This window comes from Allobosea sp. 47.2.35 (assembly GCF_024655635.1).
Taxonomy (GTDB): Bacteria; Pseudomonadota; Alphaproteobacteria; order Rhizobiales; family Beijerinckiaceae; genus Allobosea.
In genome coordinates this window covers 72,094-88,164 of record NZ_JANLGI010000010.1, presented here as the reverse complement: position 1 = coordinate 88,164, position 16,071 = coordinate 72,094, and the positions used below count along the sequence as shown (strand labels likewise).

Genomic DNA, 16,071 nt, shown 5'->3' with positions numbered 1-16,071 from the left:
TGACACCGCCTCTCAGGCGCCCTTCAACCCTCAGATGTCGCGGAAGCTGCGCGCCACCGGCTCGTTGCCGGTCAGGTCGGCCAGCACGGTCTCGCCAGCGATCGCGGTCTGGCCTTCGCCGACCAGCGGCACGACATGGGACGGCAGGTAGACATCGACGCGTGAGCCAAAGCGGATCAGGCCGAAGCGCTCGCCGGTGCCGAGCACATCGCCTTCCTTGACGAAGGGCACGATGCGGCGCGCGATCAGGCCCGCGATCTGGACGACGCCGACGATGCCGGACTTGGTTTCGATCGCCAGCGCATTGCGCTCGTTGTCGTCGCTCGCCTTGTCGAGCTCGGCATTGAGGAAGAGGCCGGGCGTATAGGCGATCTTGGCGATGCGGCCGGGCACGGGCGCGCGGTTCACATGGCAGTCGAAGACGTTCATGAAGATCGAGATGCGGGTCATCGGCTCGGCCGGCAGCTCAAGCTCCGGCGGCGGCAGCGACTGCGCGATCTGACTGATGCGGCCGTCGGCCGGCGAGATCACCAGCCCATCCCGTTGCGGCGTGACGCGGACGGGATCGCGGAAGAAGTAGCAGATCCAGATCGTGATGATCGCGCCGATCCAGCCGAACGGCGACCAGAGATTGGCGAGGATGATCGTCGACACGAGGCCGATCGCGATGAAGACATAGCCCTCCTTGTGGATCGGCACGATCACCTTGCGGACGGAATCGACGAGGGACATGAGGCGGTTTCCGTTGGGCTGCCGGCGCCGGGCGCACGGGAATGGCATGGTCGCCGCCGAAGACCGGCTGCGAACGTTGCGCTGATTTAGGAGGTTCCGGCGCGAAGGGAAAGCCCCGCCGCGCGCCGGTCATCGGCGCGCGATGTCGCGGCCGGCCCCGTCAGGCTGTCCGGTGCGGCACCTGGACGAAGCGGACAGCCGCCTTCCAGGTCAGCAGCGCGAAGACGACGAGGACGATGCCCTGGGCGATGCCGAAGGGCGGCTCGGACTGCGTCGGCGCCAGCGCATGCAAGGCCGGGACTTTGCCGAAGAGCTGCGCGACGAGCACGAAGATCAGCAGGTAGAAGGAGAGCACGGCCATGATCGCGTAGATGCGACGCCAGCTGCCTTCAAGCCGTTGCCCATAGAGCGCGTAGGCCGCGATCGCGACCAGCACGATATGGATCGCGCCGACGACGTGGGAGGGCAGCACGCCGTTGAACGGAAAGCCGAAGCCGGTCGCGCTGGTGGCGAAGGCCGTGGAGAGGAAGGTTCCGGTCCAGCCCGGCCGCGTATGCCCGTGAAGCAGCCCCATCGTGACCGGAAAACCGGCGGCGATGGCCACCAGGCTCAGCCAGGTGTGAAAACCTACGAATGTGGTCGGATCGAACATGGCAGCCCCCCAGCTTTACCCTGCCGGCGCAGCATGGAGGAAACGGATCGCAGTTGCGAGCGGTTTCAAACTGGCCGACAAGTGCCGCCGGCCGGGCTTCTACGACAATGTCACCCGGACGCTCTCGCCCTCGGCCTCTGTCGCGCGCTGGAGCGTGGCCTTGGCCTCGTCGACCTCGCGCTGGCGGTTCCACATCGCGGCGTAGACGCCGTTCGCCGCCAGCAGGTCGCGATGGTGGCCGCGCTCGACGATCTGGCCCTTGTCGAGCACGATGATCTCATCGGCATTGACCACGGTCGAGAGCCGGTGCGCGATGACCAGCGTGGTGCGGCCCTCACTGACCCGGTCGAGCGCGTCCTGGATTTCCTTCTCGGTGAAGGAATCGAGCGCCGAGGTCGCCTCGTCGAGGACGAGCACCGGCGGCCCCTTCAGGATGGTGCGGGCGATGGCAACGCGCTGCTTCTCGCCGCCGGAGAGCTTCAGCCCGCGCTCGCCGACCGAGGTGGCATAGCCTTCCGGCAGCAGGCGGATGAAGCGGTCGATCTGGGCGAGGCGAGCGGCTTCCTCGACCTCGGCCGTCGTCGCCTCGGGGCGACCGTAGAGGATGTTGTACTCGATGGTGTCGTTGAACAGCACGGTATCCTGCGGGACCATGCCGATCGCGGCGCGCAACGAGACCTGCTGGACATCGGCGATAGGCTGACCGTCGATCAGGATGCGGCCTGCCTGCGGCTCGTAGAAACGGAAGAGCAGCCGCGAGATCGTCGACTTGCCGGCACCGGACGGGCCGACGATGGCGACGGTCTGCCCCGGCAGGACCTTGAACGAGACGCCGCGCAGGATCGGCCGCTCCGGCACATAGGCGAAATGCACGTCCTCGAACGCGACTTCGCCGGCCGAAACCGCGAGCGGCAAGGCGCCGGGCTTGTCCTGAATCTCGGGATCGCGGCCGATCAGCGAGAACATCTGGGCGATGTCGAGCGTCGCCTGCTTGATCTCGCGATAGACCGTGCCCATGAAATTCAACGGCAGGTAGAGCTGGATCAGCATGGCGTTGATCAGGATGAGGTCGCCGACCGTGTTGGTGCCGGCCTGGAAGCCGCGCACCGCCATCACCATCGACAGCGTCAATCCCACCGCGAAGATCGCGGCCTGGCCGAAATTGAGCCAGGCGAGCGAGGTGTAGGACTTGATCGAATTGCGCTCGTAGCGCGCCATCGACTGGTCGTAGCGCGCGGTTTCGCGGGCCTCGGCGCCGAAATACTTCACGGTCTCGTAGTTCAGCAGCGAGTCGATCGCCTTGGCATTGGCGTCGGTGTCGGACTCGTTCATCGCCGAGCGGATGGCGATGCGCCACTCCGTCGCCTTGATGGTGTAGGTCATATAGGCCGTGACCATCGTGACGAGCACGACGACATAGCGCCAGTCGAACAGATAGAGCAGCACGGCGATGATCAGGGCGACCTCGATGATCACCGGCACAAGCTGGTTGAGGCCGAGGCGCACCATCTCCTCGATGCCGTTCCGCCCGCGCTCCAGCACGCGGGTGAGACCGCCGGTCTTGCGCTCCAGATGGAAGCGCAGCGAGAGATGGTGGAGATGGCCAAAGGTCTGGAGCGCGAGCGTCCGCACCGCATGCATGAAGACCGGCGCGAAAATCGCGTCGCGCATCTGGACGAAGGCGGCCGCGCCGACGCGGGCGAGGCCGTAAAGCACCGTCAGTGCCAGCGGCGCGCCGACGAGCCAGGGCAGCCATTTCTCAAGGTTCGAATAGGAACCGGCCAGTGCGTCCGTCACCCATTTGAAGGTGAAGGGCACGCCCATCAGCACGAGGCGCCCACACACCATCAGCGCAAAGGCCGCGACGACGCGGCCGCGCAGATCGGCACGCTCCGCCGGCCAGAGATAGGGCCAGAGCGCGTGGAAAGTGGCGAAGAAGCCAGAACCCGGCTGGATCACGGCAGAGCGATGGAAACTCGGCGCCGGGGGCGGCGCTGACGGCGCGGACATTTTCAAACGATTCCAGTTAGAGCGCCCATATAGACGCATTCAAACGCCGTTGCATGGGAATGTCGTTGCGTGGGGAGCATGCGGCAGGCTGCCCGAAAGCTGCCTTGCCATCGCCCCATCACGGGTATCTGATCCCCAGCAGAGCGCGCGACGCTCGAGATGGGGAAGGAAATATCATGAAGGTTCAACAGCTTGCAGTTGCCGGGACCGGCATTGCCGCCGCGCTCCTCCTCGCCCTGCCCGCCCTGGCGCAGAGTTCCCGGCCGCATCCTCAGATCACGATCACCAATCAGCGCACCGTGCCGCTCAGCAATTTCGCGATCGCGACGCCGGGCGACCAGCCCCGCCTCGTCGCCAAGCTCGCCAAGCCGCTGGCGCCCGGCAAGAGCGTCGCGCTCAAGCTCAACAAGCCGCAGGGCTGCGCCTATACGGTGCAGGCGCGGTTCGACGATGAAGCCGAGAGCGACGCCGATATGGATCTCTGCAAGGACCGGGTGATCCGCCTGACGGAGTGAGCGGATTTCCCTTCTCCCCTCGGGGGAGAAGGGCAAGATCAAGCCGTCGCGCCGGCCTTGACCAGCTTGTAGGTGATCGAGTCGACCAGCGCCTGGAACGAGGCGTCGATGATGTTGGCGCTGACGCCGACCGTGGTCCAGCGCTCGCCGGTCTCGTCGCCTGACTCGATCAGCACGCGCGTCACCGCATCGGTGCCGCCCTGAAAGATGCGGACCTTGTAGTCCACGAGGCGCAAGCCGCCGATCAGCGACTGGTAGCGGCCGAGATCCTTGCGCAAGGCGATGTCGAGCGCGTTGACCGGGCCGGCATCGCCCTCGGCAGCCGAGATCAGCAGGTCGTCGCCGACCTTCACCTTCACGATCGCCTCGGAGAAGGTGACGAGTTCGCCCAGCGCATTGTAGCGGCGCTCGACATTCACGGCGAAGCGCTCGACCGCGAAATAGTCCGGGACCTCGCCGAGAATGCGCTTCACCAGCAGGAAGAACGAGGCATCGGCACCCTCGAAGGCGTAGCCCTGCGCCTCCTTGTCCTTGACCTCCTGCAGCACGCGGTTGAGGCGCGGATCGTCACGGCCGAGCGTGACGCCGATGCGCTCCAATTCGGCGACGAGGTTCGACTTGCCGCCCTGGTCGGAGATCAGCACCTTGCGGGTGTTGCCGGTCGCCTCGGGGGCGACATGCTCATAGGTGCGCGGGTCCTTCAGCACGGCCGAGGCATGGATGCCGGCCTTGGTGGCGAAGGCCGAGGCGCCGACGAAGGGCGCGTGCCGGTTCGGCGCGCGGTTCAGCATCTCGTCGAGCGCGCGCGAGACATGAGTGAGCTCGCCGAGCTGATCCTCGCTGACGCCGAGCTCGAAGCGGCCGCGATAACGCTCCTTGAGCTTCAGCGCGCCGATCAGCGTGACGAGATTGGCATTGCCGCAGCGCTCGCCGAGCCCGTTGAGCGTGCCCTGGATCTGGCGGGCGCCAGCCTCGACCGCCGCCAGCGAATTGGCGACGGCACAGCCGCAATCGTCATGGGCGTGGATACCGAGATTGCCGCCCGGCACGGTCTTCGCGACCTCGCGCACGATCGCGCCGACCTCGTCGGGCAGCGTGCCGCCATTGGTGTCGCAGAGCACGACCCAGCGGGCGCCGGCCTCGTAAGCGGTTCGGGCACAGGCGAGCGCGTAGTCGGGATTGGCCTTGTAACCGTCGAAGAAATGCTCGCAGTCGAGCATCACCTCGCGGCCGGCCGCCTTCGCGGTTTCGACGCTCTCGGCAATGCCGGCGAGGTTCTCCTCCAGCGAAATCTCCAAGGCGACATGGACGTGATAGTCCCAGCTCTTGGCGACGAAGACGATGGCGTCGGCCTTCGCCTCCAATAGCGCGGCGATGCCGGGATCGTTGGCGGCCGAGCGCCCTGCCCGCTTGGTCATGCCGAAAGCAGCGAATTTCGCCTGCTTGGTCGCCTTCTGCTCGAAGAAGGCGGTATCCAACGGATTGGCGCCAGGATAGCCGCCCTCGACATAGTCGACGCCAAGCCGGTCGAGCAGGCTTGCTACCGCGCGCTTGTCGTCGAGCGAGAAATCGACGCCCGTGGTCTGGGCGCCGTCGCGCAGCGTCGTATCGAAGAGATGGACGCGTGCCGCGCTCATCGCTCCCGCCTCAATTTGAAGCGGACGACGCGCGGCACGACCATGGCCAACATGACCAGCTTGATGGCGAAGGAGAGCGAGCCCGCCGGGCGGATCTTCGGGCTCATCGCTTCACCTCCCAGCTGGTCGTCGGCTCGCCGGTCGCCGGGTCCTTGCCATCCTTGAGCGCGATGCCCATCGCCGCGAGTTCGTCGCGGAGACGGTCGGACTCGGCGAAGTTCTTCGCGCGGCGGGCGTCGAGGCGGGCGGCGACCAGACGCTCGACCTCGGGCGCGACGACGGCAGGCCCCGCCACCTCCGGCAAGGCGATGCCGAGCAGGTCGAGGCCGGCCAACAGCGCCGACAGGTCGCCAGCCTTGCGCAGGGCATGCAGCTCGGCCAGCACGCGGGCGGTGTTGAGATCGTCCGCCAGCGCGTCGAGCAGTTCGGCCGAAGGCTGGGATGCCTTCGAGCCCTGCGCGGCTTCCGCCCAGTCCTGCAGCGTCTTCTCCGCTTCCTCCAGCGCCTTCACCGTCCAGTCGATCGGCTGGCGGTAATGCGTCTTGAGCATCGCAAGGCGCAGCACCTCGCCCGGCCAGGTCCGGCCGCCGAAGACATCCGTCTGCAGCAGTTCGTTGATGGTGACGAAGTTGCCGAGCGATTTCGACATCTTCTCGCCTTCGACCTGCAGGAAGCCGTTATGCATCCAGATATTGGCCATGAGCGGCTGCCCCTCGCCATCGCCGAAGGCGCAGCAGGACTGGGCGATCTCGTTCTCGTGGTGCGGGAAGACGAGATCGATGCCGCCGCCATGGATATCGAAGGCATTCTTCTCGGGGTCGTCGCAGGCGAGCCCGCCGCCGAAGGGGGTCAGCAGCTTCGCCATCGACATGGCGGAGCATTCGATATGCCAGCCGGGGCGGCCGGGCGTCGCGATGCCGGCCGGCGACGGCCAACCGGGATCGATGCCGTCGCGGCTCGGCTTCCACAGCACGAAATCCATGGCGTCGCGCTTATAGGGGGCGACATCGACGCGGGCGCCGGCCAGCATCTCGTCGAGCGAGCGGCGGGCGAGCGTGCCGTATTTCGGCACCTTCTTGAGATGGGCGACGGCCGGGACGTGGAAGAGCACATGCTCCTCGGCGACATAGGCGACGCCGCGCGCGATCAGGCGCTCGATGATCGCCCTCATCTCCTCGATATGCTCGGTGGCGCGCGGCTCCGTCGAGGGCCTGAGCGTACCGAGCGCGTCGATATCGGCGTGGAATTGCGCCGTCGTGGTCTCGGTGACCTTGGCGATCGCCGCGTTCAGCGGCAAGCCGGGATAGTCACGCGCCGCGCGGGCGTTGATCTTGTCGTCGACGTCCGTGAGGTTGCGGGCATAGGTGACGTGTTCGGCGCCGTAGATATGGCGCAGCAGCCGGTAGAGCACGTCGAAGACGATGACCGGGCGGGCATTGCCGATATGGGCGTAGTCGTAGACCGTCGGGCCGCAGACATACATGCGGACATTCGACGGATCGATCGGCACGAAGTCCTGCTTCGTCCGCGTCAGCGTGTTGTAGAGCCTCAGGGTCGGCGACATCGGGGCTAATTCCTGGGAAACGAACGGCAAAATACGAAAGGGCGACCTGGCCGCTGGCCGGGGGCGCTTTTGTCGGTTCGTTTTTCAGGACGAGGACGTGAGCAGCCGGCCAGCGAAAGCTAGCGGCAAATAATGCAAGTGCTGTTGATGGCGGCTCGCGTCATGGTCCGACCTGATTGCCTTTCCGCGGGCTTTCCGTCAAGAGGGCGCCCGATTGCTGCAACGCAGCATTGCCTCAAGGTTGCCGCGGTTCACTCAAATTTAACCGGCCGGAACCATCCTCCCGATTCGCGGGTTCTGCGCCCGCAACCCATCAGGAAACAGATTTCATGCGCCGCGCCGTGGCCCTCGTCGGACTGTTCGGGATCGCCGCCGCCGGCATCTCGCTGTCGATCATGCCGACCAGCCGCTCGATCGCGGCCGCCAACGAGCCCCGCACCTTCCTGATCCCGGCCAGCGACGGCTACGGCGTGGCCGACTGCATCTCGACCAAGGCCGAATGCGGCAAGATCGTCGCCAATGCCTGGTGCGAATCGCAGGGCTTCGGCAAAGCGGTCGCCTTCGGCGTCGCCGCTCGCGAGGACTTCACCGGCTCCGTGACCAAGCAGAGCCCGGCGCAGGCAGCCGAGCAGCCGCTCAGCATCACCTGCGGCGAGTAGCTTTCAGGCTCAGCGAATCCATTCCGAGCATTTCGGCGGCTCGCTCGATGTGCCCCAGGGCATGATCGGGACGGTCGAGGTCGAATTCTGCGGCGAGCCGTCGATCAGCTTGTCGGTATAGACGAGATAGACCAGCACGTTGCGTTTGGCATCGCAGCCGCGGACGATCTGCATCTTCTTCCAGATCAGCGAACGGCGCTCGCGGAAGACGACATCCCCTTGCTCCGCCTTCTCCTTGAACTTGATCGGGCCGATCTGGCGGCAGGCGAGCGAGACCTCGGAAACCTCCTCGGCCAAGCCGAACATGCCGGAAACACCACCCTTCTCGGGCACGGTGTAATGGCAGGCGACGCCTTCGACGATGGGATCATCGACGCCGTAGACGGCGAGCTTGTCGTTCGGCGTCAGCATCTTCCAGACGGTCGATTTCCTGAAGATCAGGTCTTCCTGCGCAGAGGCCGGCGACAGCATCATTCCCGACAGGGTGAGGGCCAGCGCGGCCAGGACCCGACGACGAAGCAGCATTCCCATTCTCCAGGCGCGTTCCAGCTTGGCGCCGGTCAGGATATGGGAAGCCGAACGGCGGCGCACCAGAGCTTTGCGCCGCACACGATCGATTTTCGGATCATGACCGGGACGAGCCACGCCATGCTGCCGGAACTGGAGAGCGAAAGGCTGCTGCTGCGCCCGCGCAGTCTCGCGGACCTCGACGCCATCGTCAGCATGAATGCCGATCCGCAGGTGATGAAGCATATCGCCGCCGTCGGCGACCCTGCGATGGGCCGCGACGCCGTCGCGGCACGCAGCTTCAGCCATGTCGATCGCGGGCTGGGCTACTGGTCTGTGTTCGCGAAGGCCGAGCCGACCAGCTTCCTTGGCTATGTCGGGCTTATTCCTGACGGCGACTCGGCCGAGGACGTCCAGCTCAGCTACCGATTCATCGTCGCAAGCTGGGGCCAGGGGTATGCGCGGGAGGCTGCGGCGCGCCTGCTCCGGCATGGCTTCGAGACGCTCGCGCTGCCAAGCATCGCCGTGACCACGCATCCGCTCAATCTGGGCTCGCTGCGTCTCGCCGAACGACTGGGTTTCCAGCCTGCGCCGATGGACCCGACGATCCTGATCGGCGAGCCGACCGTGATCGCCACGCGTTTCCGCCTGACCGGCGAAGCGTGGCGCGGCCTCAACCCGCCAGCGGCTTGAAGACGAGATAGGCGGCGACAAGCGCGCCGATCACACCGAGCGCAAACAGGACAAGCTTCAACCGCGTCATCGTGCTGGCGAAGGCGACATTGCCGCCATCGACCTGCGGATAGCGGTCGAGCATGCGCGCCAGCGCGAAATTCTCGGCCACGTCGCAGAGCCCACCGATGAGCCAGCCGCCGCCGCAAAGCGCAGCCACCCACCAGGGCTGACCACGCATCGCGAGACCGGCGACGATCAGCGCGCCGACGATCGCATAGGTGAAAGCGCAGGCGACATCGGCCGGCAGCACGCGGTTGCGATAACGCGCGCGCTTGTCCTCGCCATAGATCGTGAAGAGCTTCTCGACATCGGCGACATTATAGCCGTCCCAGTCGCCTTCCAGCATGCGCGGCACGCCCTGCCGGTTCGACCAGAGGCCGACCGCCCAGAACAGCAGCACCACCAGCACCGGCCCCCAGACGAAGAAGGCCAGCGGAATGGCAGTGGAATAGAACGGCACGGTCTCGGTCATGGCGTCTTGAGTCTCGCGTCTGGCGTCGGCGCTTCGGCGATGACGTTATCCGGCCGCCCGGCTGCCGCCAAGCCGCCGGTCAGCGTCAGGCCTGCGGCAGGATCTCCTGCTCGATCGCGCCGAAGATCGAATGCCCGGAAGCATCCTTCATCTCGATGCGGACGGTGTCGCCGAAGCGCAGGAAGGGCGTCTTCGGCTGGCCAGCCCGGATCGCCTCGACCATGCGCTGCTCGGCGATGCAGGCATAACCCTGCCCGCCATCCGCAACCGACCGGCCCGGCCCGCCATCGGCATCGCGATTCGAGACCGTGCCGGCGCCGACGATCGTCCCGGCCGAGAGGCGGCGCGTCGCGGCGGCATGGGCGATCAGCGTGCCGAAATCGAAGGTCATGTCGGTGCCGGCATCGGGCTTGCCGAAGAGCGTACCGTTGACCTGCGCGAGCAGCGGCAGATGCAAACGGCCGTCGCGCCAGGCGGCGCCGAGTTCGTCCGGCGTCACCGCAACCGGCGAATAGGCCGAGGACGGCTTCGACTGAACGAATCCAAATCCTTTCGCCAATTCGCTGGGAATCCGATTCCGCAAGCTCACGTCGTTGACGAGCATGACGAGGCGGATCGCCCCGAGCGCCTCCTCGCGGCTCGCGCCCATCGGCACGTCGCCGGTAACGACCGCGATCTCGGCCTCGAAATCGATGCCGTCCTCCTCGCTGCGGGCCTGCACGGCCTGGCGCGGGCCGAGCGAGGCGTCGCTGCCGCCCTGGTACATCAGCGGGTCGGTCCAGAAGCTCTCCGGCATGGTGGCGCCCCTCGCCTTCCGGACGAGATCGACATGGTTCACATAGGCCGAGCCGTCGAGCCACTGATAGGCGCGTGGCAGCGGCGCGGCGCAATCGTGCTCGTGGAAGCGGAAGGACGGGACCGAGCCGTGCTCCAGCCCCTCGGCGAGATCGGCGAGGCGCGGCGCATTCCGCTCCCAGTCGTCGAGGGCCGCCTGCAGCGTCGGGACGACAGGAAAGGCATCGGTGGCGCGGGTCAGGTCCCGCGAGACGACGACGAGGCGGCCGTCACGGCCATGCGCGAGCGAGGCAAGCTTCATGTCTTTTCATTCCTTCCCGGACGCGCCAATAAGGGCATAAAGGCATAACAATCCCTCGGGAGAAAACCATATGGAACGTCGCAGCTTTTTGAAATCGGGGGCGCTGGCCGCCGCCGCGACGACCGTCGCGATGCCTGCGGTCGCGCAGTCGCAGCCCGAGGTGAAATGGCGCCTGACGTCGAGCTTCCCGAAGTCGCTCGACACGATTTTCGGCACGGCGCAGCAGTTCTCGAAATATGTCTCCGAGGCGACCGATGGCAAATTCGAGATCCAGGTCTTCGCGCCCGGCGAGATCGTGCCCGGCCTGCAGGCGCTCGACGCGGTCTCGTCCGGCACGGTCGAATGCGCGCATTCGCCGACCTATTTCTATGTCGGCAAGGACCCGACGCTGGGTCTCGGCACCGGCATCCCGTTCGGGCTCAACGCCCGCCAGCAGCATAGCTGGTGGTATTTCGGCGGCGGCGAGCAGATCGTGAACGGCGTGCTCGACCGCTTCAACGCCTATTCGATCCCGTGCGGCAATTCCGGCTGCCAGATGGGCGGCTTCTTCCGCAACGAATTGAAGAGCGTCGATGACCTCAAGGGCCTGAAATTCCGCATCGGCGGCATGGGCGGCGCGGTGCTGTCCAAGCTCGGCGTGGTGCCGACCCAGATCGCGCCGGGCGACGTCTACCCGGCGCTGGAGCGCGGCGCGATCGACGCGGCCGAGTTCGTCGGCCCCTATGACGACGAGAAGCTCGGCTTCATCCGCGTCGCCAAGTACTACTACTATCCCGGCTGGTGGGAGGGCGGCGCGATGCTACACCTGATCATCGGCAAGGACGCCTGGAACAAGCTGCCGAAGCACTATCAGGCGATCGTCCAGCATGCCTGCGAGGCGGCTAATAACTGGATGCTGGCAAAGTATGACGCGGTCAATCCGGGCGGCCTGCGCCGGCTGGTGGCGCAGGGCGCGCAATTGCGCGGCTTCCCGCTGCCGGTGATGGAAGCGGCGCTGAAGGCGGCGGAGGAATACTACGCCGAGACCAGCGCCAAGAGCCCGGATTTCAAGAAGGGCTACGATTCGATGGTCGCCTTCCGCGGTGAGAACCTGCTCTGGTGGCAGGTCGCGGAGTTGTCCTACGACTCCTTCATGAACAGGCTGAAGGCGCGCTGAGGCGCGCCTTTCTCACCGTCATGACGAAGAAGCCAGCCACCGACACGCAAGACCAGGCGCTCCATCTGGAGCGCTTCCTGCCCTATCGCCTCAATGTCGTCGGCACGCTCGGCGGCCGCGCGCTCGGCCGCATCTATGGCGAGCATTTCGGGATCGGCATCCCGGAATGGCGCGTGGTGGCGCAGCTCGGCGAGTTCGGCAAGCTAACCTCGCGCGATATCGGCGAGCTCGCCCAGATGCACAAGACCAAGGTCTCGCGCGCCGTCGGCGAGCTGGAGAAGCGCGGCCTCGTCTCGCGCTCCGAGAACCGGCAGGACCGGCGCGAATCCTTTGTCACGCTAACGGCGGCGGGCAAGCGCATCTACGACCAGATCGTGCCGCTGGCGCTCGGCTTCGAGGCGCGCTGGATCGAGGGCATCGCGCCCGACGAGCTCAAGGTGTTCGAGCGCGTGCTCTCGACGCTGACCGAGCGCGGCCGGCACCTCGCCGGGAATTATCGCGAGGAAGACGGGGCCTGAGCGCCCCGCCCCTCAGAAATACGTCGCCAGATTGCGCCGGATCCGCTCAGCCGGGTCCTCGCCCTTCGGTGGAAAGGCGAACGGCGCCCCGGTGATCGCCTCATAAGCCCGCACATAGACCGCAGAGGTCTCGTCGATCAGCTCCTGCGGGATCGGCGGCAGGTCCTGCGTATAGGGATCGCAGCGGGCGACGACCCAGTTGCGCACGAAATCCTTGTCGAAGGATTCGGGCTTGCCGCCGGCGGCGAAACGCTCGGGATAGCTTTCGGCGAACCAGTAGCGGCTCGAATCCGGCGTATGGATCTCGTCGGCCAGCACGATCCTGCCCTCGGCATCGGTGCCGAACTCGTATTTCGTGTCGGCGAGGATCAGGCCACGCTCGCGGGCGAGCTTCTGGCCATGGGCGAAGAGAGCCAGCGCGTAGGTCGAGACCTCGTCCCATTGCTTTTGAGTCAACAGCCCTTCGCCCACGATCTGTGCGGCCGAGAGCGGCTCGTCATGGCCGCCATCGAACGCCTTGCTCGTCGGAGTGATGATCGCCTGCGGCAGCGCCTCGTTGTCGCGCAGGCCGTCGGGCAGCATCATGCCATACATCTCGCGCCGGCCCTGCTTGTACATCGTCAGGATCGAGGTGCCGGTCGTGCCGGCGAGATAGCCGCGCACCACCATCTCGACGGGCAGGATCTCCAGCCGCTTGCCGACGACGACGTTCGGGTCCGGATATTCCAGGACATGGTTGGGACAGATATCGGCGGTCTGCTCGAACCAGTAGCGCGCCGTCTGCGTCAGCACCTGGCCCTTCAACGGAATCGAGGCGATCGCGCGATCGAAGGCCGAGAGCCGGTCAGTCGAGATCAGGATACGGCGGTTGTCGGGCAGGTCGTAATTCTCGCGGACCTTGCCGCGATAATAGTTCGGCAGCTCCGGGATGACGGCTTCGTGAAGAGGCAGATAGTCGGACATGGGACGGGCTTGCCTCTTTGGCGCTGCACGGAAGGCCGGCGCGGACAGGCCGCTGCCGCAGGTCTTCTAACCAAAGCGGAAGTTTTCCACCACCGGCGCGGCGCATGCGTCCCCGGATTGCTGCGCTCGGCCGGATGTGGCATGCGATGCGCTCGCGATGGAGCATCCGCGCGGCCTGCCAGAAGCGCGGTTCCGCTCCATAGTTCCGTCGTGTTTGGCGGGTGTTCTAGACCACAGCTCCCGAACAGAGCCGGCCCGCCGGCGCGACTATGGATGACGTGACCCGACCTGCGATGATGCTGCGACTTACCAGACGCTTCGGCATGGCCCTCGTGATGCTGGCGGCCCTCGGCGGCACCGCCCTCGCGCAGTCGGCGTCCTGCAATGCCTGGCGCGCCGAGCTCGACAGCCTGCAGGGCCAGAGCGGCAGCGATCCGCGCGCGGGCCAGGCCGCGCAACGCGTCGGCGCGCAGCTCGCGCAATTGAGCAACCAGTATCGTTCACTGGGCTGCGATCGCGGCTTCAGCTTCTTCGATTCGCCGCCGCCTCAGTGCAACTTCATGCGCCAGCAGCTCGGCCAGCTGCAGAACCAGTACGGCGCGCTGCAACGGCAGGCGCAGGGCGGCGGCATCGAGCAGCGCCGGGCTCAGCTCGTCGCCGCGATCAACACCAATTGCCGGGCACAGCCGCGCGGCTTCTTCGATACGATCTTCGGTCGCGATCCCGCCCCCGGCACGCTTGATTCGACCCTGCCCGAGCTTGATCCAGAACAGCCGGTCGAGCCGGCGAAGCCGCGCCTCGGCGGCCCGCAGACCGTCTGCGTGCGCACCTGCGACGGCTACTTCTTCCCGCTCGCCAACAATGCCGGCAATGGCGACGAGATGTGCCAGGCGCTCTGCCCGGGCACCGAGACGCTGGCCTATGGCATGAGCGCGGGCGGCGACATCCAGAATTCAGCCTCCCGCTCGACCGGCCAGCCTTACTCCTCGCTGGCCAATGCCGGGAAATACACCCGCAGCTTCGACGCCGCCTGCACCTGCCGTGGCCAGGGGCAGAGCTGGTCGGCCGCCCTCAAGGACGCTGAATACCTGCTCGACAAGCGCAAGGGCGACGTCATCCTGACCGAGCAGCGCGCGGCCGAACTGTCCCGCCCGAAGGCCGATCCCAAGCGCAAGGGCGCCGCGACCCAGACGGCTGCACCGGCGCCGGTTCCGGCGGTGCCTGACGAGAAGCCGATGCCATCGGAGGATTCACCGACGGCAGGCACCGAGTCGGCCGGCGTCGGCCCCGATATCGTCGGCGAGAAGGTGCTCGACAAGAAGGACGGGCTGAAGAGCGAATCGGGCAGCGCCTCGGGTGAGCGCCGGACGGTGCGGATCGTCGCGCCCAATCTCGCACCGAACCTCGGCCCGCAGGCCGCGCGGCCCTAAGCGCGACCTGCCACCAGCCGCCATTCGTCATGGTCGCGCGCGGCGAGCATGACGAGAGCTGGAACAAGCGCGAGGCGGTGAGCTCAGGCGCTCTCGCCACCCAGCCGCTTCAGCGCCTTCTCCCGGCCGATCAGCGGCAGCAGGGCCGCCAGCTCCGGCCCGTGATCAAACCCCGTCAGGGCCTGGCGCAGCGGCATGAACAGGGCCTTGCCCTTGGCGCCCGTCGCGGCCGAGACGGCCTGCGTCCAGCTCTTCCAGGTCGTCGCGTCGAAGGGCTCCGCCGGCAGAAGACCGGCCGCACCCGCGGCAAAGCTTGGATCGGCGATCACGGGCGAGAGCGGCCCCTGCACCACGCGCCACCACTGAACCGCCTCATCGAGCTTGGCGAGATTGCCGCGCACGGCCTGCCAGAACGCTTCGTCGGCCGCGACGCCAAGCGCCGTCAGCCGCTCCGACACCGCCGCTAGCGGCAACTGATGCAGCGTGCGGGCGCTCAGCGTCTCCAGCTCGTGCTCGTCGAACTTGGCCGGGGCGCGCGAGACATGGGCGAGCTCGACGAGGCCTGCGAGCTCGTCGAGGCTCGCGACCGGGCGCACGGCGTCGGAGGTACCGACCAGCGTCGCCAGCGCCGCCACGGCCAGCGCCTCGACACCGGTCTCGCGCAGGCCCCGCAGCGAAAGATGGCCGAGACGCTTGGACAGCCCCTCGCCGCTCGCGGTGGTCAGCAGGTTGTGGTGGCCGAAGGTGGGCAGGCCCGCGCCCAGCGCTTCGAAGATCTGGGCCTGCACCGCCGTGTTGGTGACGTGGTCCTCGCCGCGGATGACATGGGTCACACCGGTCTCGATATCGTCGACGACGGAGGGCAGCGTGTAGAGATAGCTGCCATCCTCGCGGACCAGGACCGGGTCGGAGAGCGATGCGCAATCGACATGGGAGGCGCCGCGCACGAGATCGTCCCAGGCGACCTCGCGCGGCTCCAGCAGGAAGCGCCAATGGGGCTTCCGCCCCTCCGCCGCGAAGGCCGCCTTCTGTTCGTCGGTCAGCTTCAGCGCGGCACGATCATAGATCGGCGGCAGGCCACGGGCGAGCTGGCGCTTGCGGCGGCGATCCAGCTCGTCGGCCGTCTCGTAGCAGGCATAGAGCCGCCCTGCCCCACGCAGCTTGTCGGCAGCGGCGTCATAGATCGCGAGGCGCGCGGACTGCTTGATCACCTGATCGGGCACGATGTCGAGCCAACCCAGGTCCTCCGCGATGGCATCGGCATATTCCGCCTTCGAGCGGGCGATGTCGGTATCGTCGTAGCGCAGCAGGAAGCGACCGCTATGCCGGCGCGCGAACAGCCAGTTGAACAGCGCCGGCCGGGCGTTGCCGATATGGAGATAGCCGGTGGGCGACGGCGCGAAGCGAACGAGTGGCGAGGTCATG

At 66.7% G+C, this 16,071-nt stretch carries 16 protein-coding genes; 6 read left to right on the top strand and 10 right to left on the bottom strand.

Annotation, left to right across the window (positions count from 1 at the left end; genetic code table 11):
- Positions 1 to 30 precede the first annotated feature (30 nt).
- From NUV79_RS14170 to NUV79_RS14160, 3 genes are all read right to left on the bottom strand, one after another.
- Positions 31 to 780 (bottom strand): phosphatidylserine decarboxylase, encoded by a 750-nt coding sequence (locus NUV79_RS14170; protein WP_257733735.1) that lies wholly within the window; start codon positions 778 to 780, stop codon positions 31 to 33.
- Between the two features lie 112 nt (positions 781 to 892).
- Positions 893 to 1,384, bottom strand: coding sequence for a hypothetical protein (locus NUV79_RS14165; RefSeq protein ID WP_257733734.1), 492 nt, complete (start codon positions 1,382 to 1,384; stop codon positions 893 to 895).
- A gap of 99 nt (positions 1,385 to 1,483) precedes the next feature.
- The gene (locus tag NUV79_RS14160; protein ID WP_257733733.1) at positions 1,484 to 3,394 is read right to left on the bottom strand and encodes an ABCB family ABC transporter ATP-binding protein/permease; all 1,911 of its coding nucleotides are present in this window, start codon (positions 3,392 to 3,394) and stop codon (positions 1,484 to 1,486) included.
- A 176-nt stretch (positions 3,395 to 3,570) separates the two neighbouring features.
- On the opposite strand from NUV79_RS14160, the gene NUV79_RS14155 reads away from it, so the two are divergent.
- Positions 3,571 to 3,909: a hypothetical protein gene (locus NUV79_RS14155; RefSeq protein ID WP_257733732.1), complete on the top strand. Its 339-nt coding sequence runs from the start codon at positions 3,571 to 3,573 to the stop codon at positions 3,907 to 3,909.
- Positions 3,910 to 3,947: 38 nt separating this feature from the next.
- Here the strand turns inward: NUV79_RS14155 and cimA are convergent, their stop codons facing one another.
- Positions 3,948 to 5,546: a citramalate synthase gene (cimA, locus tag NUV79_RS14150; RefSeq protein WP_257733731.1), complete on the bottom strand. Its 1,599-nt coding sequence runs from the start codon at positions 5,544 to 5,546 to the stop codon at positions 3,948 to 3,950.
- Positions 5,547 to 5,649: 103 nt separating this feature from the next.
- The gene (gene cysS / locus NUV79_RS14145; protein ID WP_257733730.1) at positions 5,650 to 7,110 is read right to left on the bottom strand and encodes a cysteine--tRNA ligase; all 1,461 of its coding nucleotides are present in this window, start codon (positions 7,108 to 7,110) and stop codon (positions 5,650 to 5,652) included.
- A 329-nt stretch (positions 7,111 to 7,439) separates the two neighbouring features.
- On the opposite strand from cysS, the gene NUV79_RS14140 reads away from it, so the two are divergent.
- Positions 7,440 to 7,769, top strand: coding sequence for a hypothetical protein (locus NUV79_RS14140; RefSeq protein ID WP_257733729.1), 330 nt, complete (start codon positions 7,440 to 7,442; stop codon positions 7,767 to 7,769).
- Between the two features lie 9 nt (positions 7,770 to 7,778).
- Here the strand turns inward: NUV79_RS14140 and NUV79_RS14135 are convergent, their stop codons facing one another.
- A complete protein-coding gene (locus NUV79_RS14135) occupies positions 7,779 to 8,294 on the bottom strand; it encodes a CreA family protein (protein ID WP_257733728.1) in 516 nt (171 codons plus the stop codon).
- A gap of 102 nt (positions 8,295 to 8,396) precedes the next feature.
- On the opposite strand from NUV79_RS14135, the gene NUV79_RS14130 reads away from it, so the two are divergent.
- A complete protein-coding gene (locus tag NUV79_RS14130; RefSeq protein WP_257733727.1) occupies positions 8,397 to 8,969 on the top strand; it encodes a GNAT family N-acetyltransferase in 573 nt (190 codons plus the stop codon).
- Here NUV79_RS14130 and NUV79_RS14125 read toward each other — a convergent pair.
- On the bottom strand, positions 8,950 to 9,483 hold the full coding sequence (locus NUV79_RS14125; protein ID WP_257733726.1) for a hypothetical protein: 534 nt from the start codon (positions 9,481 to 9,483) through the stop codon (positions 8,950 to 8,952). The genes NUV79_RS14130 and NUV79_RS14125 overlap by 20 nt on opposite strands.
- A gap of 85 nt (positions 9,484 to 9,568) precedes the next feature.
- Positions 9,569 to 10,579, bottom strand: a complete 1,011-nt coding sequence (locus NUV79_RS14120) for a fumarylacetoacetate hydrolase family protein (protein ID WP_257733725.1) — start codon at positions 10,577 to 10,579, stop codon at positions 9,569 to 9,571.
- A gap of 70 nt (positions 10,580 to 10,649) precedes the next feature.
- On the opposite strand from NUV79_RS14120, the gene NUV79_RS14115 reads away from it, so the two are divergent.
- The gene (locus NUV79_RS14115; protein ID WP_257733724.1) at positions 10,650 to 11,735 is read left to right on the top strand and encodes a TRAP transporter substrate-binding protein; all 1,086 of its coding nucleotides are present in this window, start codon (positions 10,650 to 10,652) and stop codon (positions 11,733 to 11,735) included.
- A gap of 20 nt (positions 11,736 to 11,755) precedes the next feature.
- Positions 11,756 to 12,253, top strand: coding sequence for a MarR family winged helix-turn-helix transcriptional regulator (locus NUV79_RS14110; protein WP_257733723.1), 498 nt, complete (start codon positions 11,756 to 11,758; stop codon positions 12,251 to 12,253).
- A 12-nt stretch (positions 12,254 to 12,265) separates the two neighbouring features.
- Here the strand turns inward: NUV79_RS14110 and NUV79_RS14105 are convergent, their stop codons facing one another.
- A complete protein-coding gene (locus tag NUV79_RS14105) occupies positions 12,266 to 13,216 on the bottom strand; it encodes a phosphoribosylaminoimidazolesuccinocarboxamide synthase (protein ID WP_257733722.1) in 951 nt (316 codons plus the stop codon).
- A 278-nt stretch (positions 13,217 to 13,494) separates the two neighbouring features.
- Between NUV79_RS14105 and NUV79_RS14100 the strand changes: the two genes are divergently transcribed.
- Positions 13,495 to 14,646 carry a DUF2865 domain-containing protein gene (locus NUV79_RS14100; protein ID WP_257733721.1) on the top strand — a complete coding sequence of 384 codons (1,152 nt, stop codon included), beginning with the start codon at positions 13,495 to 13,497 and terminating at the stop codon, positions 14,644 to 14,646.
- 83 nt (positions 14,647 to 14,729) lie between these two features.
- Here NUV79_RS14100 and gltX read toward each other — a convergent pair whose 3' ends face one another.
- Positions 14,730 to 16,070, bottom strand: coding sequence for a glutamate--tRNA ligase (gene gltX / locus NUV79_RS14095; RefSeq protein WP_257733720.1), 1,341 nt, complete (start codon positions 16,068 to 16,070; stop codon positions 14,730 to 14,732).
- Between the last annotated feature and the right edge of the window lies 1 nt (position 16,071).